The 5,141-nt window shown below is 50.5% G+C and carries 5 protein-coding genes and 1 other annotated feature; of the genes, 1 reads left to right on the top strand and 4 read right to left on the bottom strand.

Annotated elements, in window-relative coordinates; translation table 11 throughout:
* Nucleotides 1–81: a sequence feature (Phe leader region), on the top strand. This feature is flagged as partial in the annotation.
* A gap of 22 nt (nucleotides 82–103) precedes the next feature.
* On the top strand, nucleotides 104–1,267 hold the full coding sequence (gene pheA, locus ABDW13_RS23230; RefSeq protein ID WP_343554863.1) for a bifunctional chorismate mutase/prephenate dehydratase: 1,164 nt from the start codon (nucleotides 104–106) through the stop codon (nucleotides 1,265–1,267).
* 33 nt (nucleotides 1,268–1,300) lie between these two features.
* Here pheA and tyrA read toward each other — a convergent pair whose 3' ends face one another.
* The 4 genes from tyrA to trmD form a co-directional block, all read right to left on the bottom strand.
* Nucleotides 1,301–2,422, bottom strand: a complete 1,122-nt coding sequence (gene tyrA / locus ABDW13_RS23225) for a bifunctional chorismate mutase/prephenate dehydrogenase (protein WP_343554862.1) — start codon at nucleotides 2,420–2,422, stop codon at nucleotides 1,301–1,303.
* Nucleotides 2,423–2,428: 6 nt separating this feature from the next.
* Nucleotides 2,429–3,508 (bottom strand): 3-deoxy-7-phosphoheptulonate synthase, encoded by a 1,080-nt coding sequence (locus ABDW13_RS23220; RefSeq protein WP_343554861.1) that lies wholly within the window; start codon nucleotides 3,506–3,508, stop codon nucleotides 2,429–2,431.
* Nucleotides 3,509–3,949: 441 nt separating this feature from the next.
* A complete protein-coding gene (gene rplS / locus ABDW13_RS23215) occupies nucleotides 3,950–4,300 on the bottom strand; it encodes a 50S ribosomal protein L19 (protein WP_007893316.1) in 351 nt (116 codons plus the stop codon).
* 42 nt (nucleotides 4,301–4,342) lie between these two features.
* Nucleotides 4,343–5,107 carry a tRNA (guanosine(37)-N1)-methyltransferase TrmD gene (trmD, locus tag ABDW13_RS23210; protein ID WP_049852675.1) on the bottom strand — a complete coding sequence of 255 codons (765 nt, stop codon included), beginning with the start codon at nucleotides 5,105–5,107 and terminating at the stop codon, nucleotides 4,343–4,345.
* Nucleotides 5,108–5,141 lie beyond the last annotated feature (34 nt).

Genomic DNA, 5,141 nt, shown 5'->3' with positions numbered 1-5,141 from the left:
CCTGATTGGGAGGCGATTCGTCATGTGAAAATGAATGCGAAGACGAACAACAAAGCCTCCCAAATGGGAGGCTTTTTTATTGGACATTTTACAGGTGAGCCTTATGAATCCCGAAAACCCGCTGCTGGCGTTACGCGATAAAATCAGCGCTGTTGATGAAAAGTTATTAACGCTGTTGTCGGAGCGCCGCACTCTGGCCGTTGAAGTCGCTCAAGCCAAACTGGCTACTCATCGCCCGATCCGTGACGTTGAACGTGAACGTGCCCTGCTAGAAAATCTGATCTCATTGGGCAAAAAGCACCAGTTAGATGCGCATTACATCACGCGTCTATTCCAGTTGGTGATTGAGGATTCGGTGCTCACTCAGCAAGCGCTATTGCAAAAGAACCTCAATCATCCTCATGCGCACGCACCACGCATTGCGTTTCTCGGCCCGAAAGGTTCTTACTCACATCTGGCCGCACGCAAGTATGCCACGCGTCATTTCGATTCTATGGTTGAGATGGGTTGCCTAAAATTCCACGACATTATTCATCAGGTGGAAAGCGGCCAGGCGGATTACGCAGTCATGCCGATTGAAAACACCAGCTCCGGCTCAATCAATGACGTTTACGATCTGCTGCAGCAAACCACGCTTTCGATTGTCGGCGAGCTAACCATTCCGATTGAACATTGTGTCCTGGTGAATGGCAGTACCGATCTCCAACAAATTGAAACGGTATACAGCCATCCACAACCTTTCCAGCAATGCAGCCAATTCATCAATCGCTTCCCGCAATGGAAAATTGAGTACACCGAAAGCACTGCGGCGGCGATGGAAAAAGTAGCCGCGATGAATTCTCCAAAAGTGGCCGCCTTGGGCAGTGAAGCGGGCGGTGAGCTATATGGATTGCAGGTGTTGGAACGTAATCTGGCGAATCAGCAGCAGAACCACACGCGCTTTATTGTGCTGGCGCGTAAAGCGATTGAAGTTTCCACTCAGGTCCCGGCTAAAACCACATTGATCATGGCAACCGGCCAGCAAGCGGGCGCACTGGTTGAAGCGCTGATGGTATTGCGCAATCACAATTTGATCATGAGCAAACTGGAAAACCGCCCAATCAACGGCAATCCGTGGGAAGAGATGTTTTACATTGATGTGCAGGGCAATCTGCAATCCGAAAATATGCAGTTGGCGTTGGCAGAACTCAGCGGCTTAACCCGTTCGTTGAAAGTGCTCGGCTGCTATCCAGGCGAGAATGTGGTGCCAGTCGAACCGCGCCTGTAAGCAAAAAAGGCATCCTCACGGATGCCTTTCTATTTATTGCCGACTGTCGTTGGCCGAGCGCAGCATGCTTCTGCTTTCTAACAGGAAGCGTTTCGCGTAATCACCGAACCAATGTTCGACGCGCTCAAAACTATCAATGAACGCCTGCTTATCGCCCTGCTCCAGCAACTTAATCGCATCACCAAAACGTTGATAATAACGTTTAATCAACGCCAAATTGCTCTCAGATGACATGATGATGTCAGCATAAAGCTGAGGATCCTGCGCAAACAGTCGCCCAACCATCGCCAGTTCGAGGCGATAAATGGGTGACGACAACGCCAACAGCTGATCCAGATTGACGTTCTCTTCCGCCAGATGCAGACCATAGGCAAAGGTGGCAAAGTGACGCAGAGCCTGAATAAAGGCCATGTTCTGGTCGTGCTCAACCGCGCTGATGCGATGCAAACGCGCGCCCCAAACCTGAATCTGCTCAAGGAACCACTGATAGGCTTCTGGCTGTCGGCCATCACACCAAACCACAACCTGCTTCGCCAGGCTGCCGCTATCCGGCCCAAACATCGGGTGCAGACCCAAAACCGGTCCTGTATGCGCAGCCAGCATCGCTTGCAACGGGCGATTCTTGACGGATGCCAAATCAACCAGGATACAATCATCCGGCAGCTTTGGTAGCTCGCCGATGATCTGCTCAGTCAGATGGATCGGCACGCTGATGATTACCATGCCAGCATCTTTCAGCAGTTCATCGGAGCGATCCCAGTCGCCTTTATCCAGAATGCGGACTTGATAACCTGACAGCGTGAGCATCTTTTCAAACAAACGTCCCATCTGCCCGCTACCACCGACAATTACTACCGGGCGCAAGGTTGGGCAAAGCGTCTTGAAGCCTTTATCGTTTTCATGTGCGTAAGATTCACGCATTAAACGACGCAGCACATCTTCGATTAAATCTGGTGAAACGCCAAGCGCTTCCGCTTCCTGGCGACGTGAAGCCAGCATGCTGGCCTCACGTTCAGGCACATAAATCGGCAAACCGTAGCGGCTTTTCACTTCCCCCACTTCGGCTACCAGCTCCAATCTTTTCGCCAGTAACCCAAGCAGTGCTTTATCTACTTCATCTATTTGATCGCGTAGCGCGGTCAGTTCAGCCACCATGACTCATTACACCTCGTGTGACAGACGCGCCGACAGCACTCCCTGCAGATCCTGATGGATTTCACGCAGCAAGGTTTCGGTGGTTTCCCAGTTGATGCAAGCATCGGTCACGGAGACACCGTATTTCATTTCGCTACGTGGCTGTTCAGAAGACTGGTTGCCTTCATGAATGTTGCTTTCCAACATCAGGCCAATGATGGAGCGGTTTCCATCTTTAATCTGCGCAATAGCCGATTCGGCTACGCCAGGCTGACGACGATAGTCTTTGTTAGAATTACCATGGCTGCAATCTATCATTAAGGCCGGACGCAGTCCCGCTTTCAGCATCTCTTTTTCACATTGCGCGACATCTTCCGGGCCGTAGTTTGGCGCTTTGCCACCGCGCAGAATCACGTGTCCATCTGGATTGCCTTGGGTTTGCAGCAGGCAAACCTGCCCCGCCTGATTGATGCCGACAAAACGGTGAGGCATCGCTGCGGCGCGCATCGCATTGATTGCGGTGCCGAGGCTGCCATCAGTGCCGTTCTTGAAGCCAACCGGCATGGAAAGACCAGAAGCCATTTCGCGGTGGGTTTGTGATTCGGTGGTACGCGCACCGATTGCTGACCAGCTAAACAGATCGCCAAGGTATTGCGGGCTGTTTGGATCCAGCGCTTCGGTGGCCAGCGGCAAGCCCATTTCCACCAGATTGACTAGCAACTGACGCGCGATGTGCAGACCCGCTTCCATATCAAACGAGTTGTTCATGTAAGGATCGTTGATTAACCCCTTCCAGCCGACGGTGGTACGAGGTTTTTCAAAATAAACGCGCATAACGATGTACAGCTGATCCTTCAACTGTTCAGAGATAGATTGCAACTGACGAGCGTATTCAAGTGCCGCTTCGGTATCGTGAATCGAACAAGGACCACAAACCACCAACAGGCGCGGATCGCGGCCCGCAATAATGTCGGCGATAGTTTGGCGAGAAGACGCGATTTGCGCTTCCTGCGCCGCAGTGAGCGGGAATTTAGCTTTCAGCTCTTGCGGAGTGATCAGAATTTGTTCGTCGGCGATATGCACATTGTTCAGCGCGTCTTTTTGCATGATAGCGATCCTTTTTACTCGTTTATGCGGTTTGGGATCCTCACTGAGGATGGCGCTTACTTTACCACAGCATGTAAATCATGCAATCCATACATGTACACTTTTATTACCATCAATAAAAAATAGCCAACAAAATACAAATAAAACATTTAAATTCATCAATTTATATAAATTAAGATAACAAGTTAAATGTAAACTTTAAATTACACCAAGCTTGCTTTGAATATGATTTTTGAAAGTCGCCGCGCTAAATCCCTGTTATTAGATAATTTTCAGGAATAGGGTGGTGGGTATTCTGATGGCCTTCATAGGCCCTTTTATCTGCAAGTGAGCATGAGGTGTGGAACTGTCAATACCGTAATCTACCCATTAAAAAGTCCATAAAAAAAGGGGCTGGCCCTTAGGCCAACCCCTTGTTTGCTATTAACTTTGAGAAGTCGCTTACGCGCCAAGACGCTCTTTGATACGAGCTGACTTACCGGTACGCTCACGCAGGTAGTACAGTTTGGCTTTACGCACAGCACCACGACGTTTAACAGCAATGCTGTCAATTACTGGAGAGTGAGTCTGGAAGACACGCTCAACACCTTCGCCGTTAGAAATTTTGCGAACAGTGAATGCAGAATGCAGACCGCGGTTACGAATAGCGATAACCACGCCCTCGAATGCCTGCAGACGCTTCTTAGAACCTTCTACGACCCATACTTTCACTTCCACGGAATCACCCGGACGGAATGAAGGTACGTCCTGCTTCATCTGCTCTTGTTCAAGTTGCTTGATAATGTTGCTCATAATTAAATCTCTTATCCTGGGTAAACTGATAGTGAGGGAAGATTACTCTCCCGCCTCATCGTTTTGTTGCTGCTGATGTTCCCGTTGGAACTCATTTAGCAACCGTGCTTGCTCTTCAGTCAGAGCCAGGTTTTCCAGAAGTTCAGGTCTTCTTAGCCAGGTACGGCCTAACGACTGTTTCAGGCGCCAGCGGCGAATATCGGCATGGTTGCCCGACAGTAACACTGGCGGAACCTCCATCCCTTCTAACACTTCAGGTCGGGTGTAGTGCGGGCAATCCAGCAAACCATCCGAGAACGAATCCTCATCGGCTGACGCTTGTTTCCCCAACACGCCGGGAATAAACCGGGCGACTGAGTCGATTAACGTCATTGCTGGCAGCTCACCGCCACTGAGTACGTAATCACCAATTGACCATTCTTCATCAATTTCAGTGTGAATCACACGCTCATCTATCCCTTCGTAGCGACCGCACACCAGAATCAACTTCTGGTTGGTCGCCAGTTCGCAAACGCCCTGTTGGTCCAGTTTGCGCCCCTGAGGTGAAAGATAAATCACCTTAGCACCTTCTCCCGCCGCCGCTTTCGCTGCGGAGATGGCGTCCCGTAAGGGTTGCACCATCATCAACATTCCCGGTCCGCCGCCGTAAGGACGATCATCCACGGTACGGTGCCGGTCGTGCGTGAAGTCACGAGGACTCCAGCTTTGAATGTTGAGCAGGCCATTTTTTACTGCCCGGCCAGTTACCCCGTACTCGGTAATAGCGCGAAACATCTCTGGAAACAGGCTAATAACACCAATCCACATCGCGTTCGCCGTTACGTTACCGGATTGTCCGGAG

It is taken from the genome of Pantoea sp., assembly GCF_039594315.1.
Lineage (GTDB): Bacteria > Pseudomonadota > Gammaproteobacteria > Enterobacterales > Enterobacteriaceae > Pantoea.
Note: the sequence above shows the minus strand (reverse complement) of the source record. Positions and strands in the feature narration are given on the sequence as shown.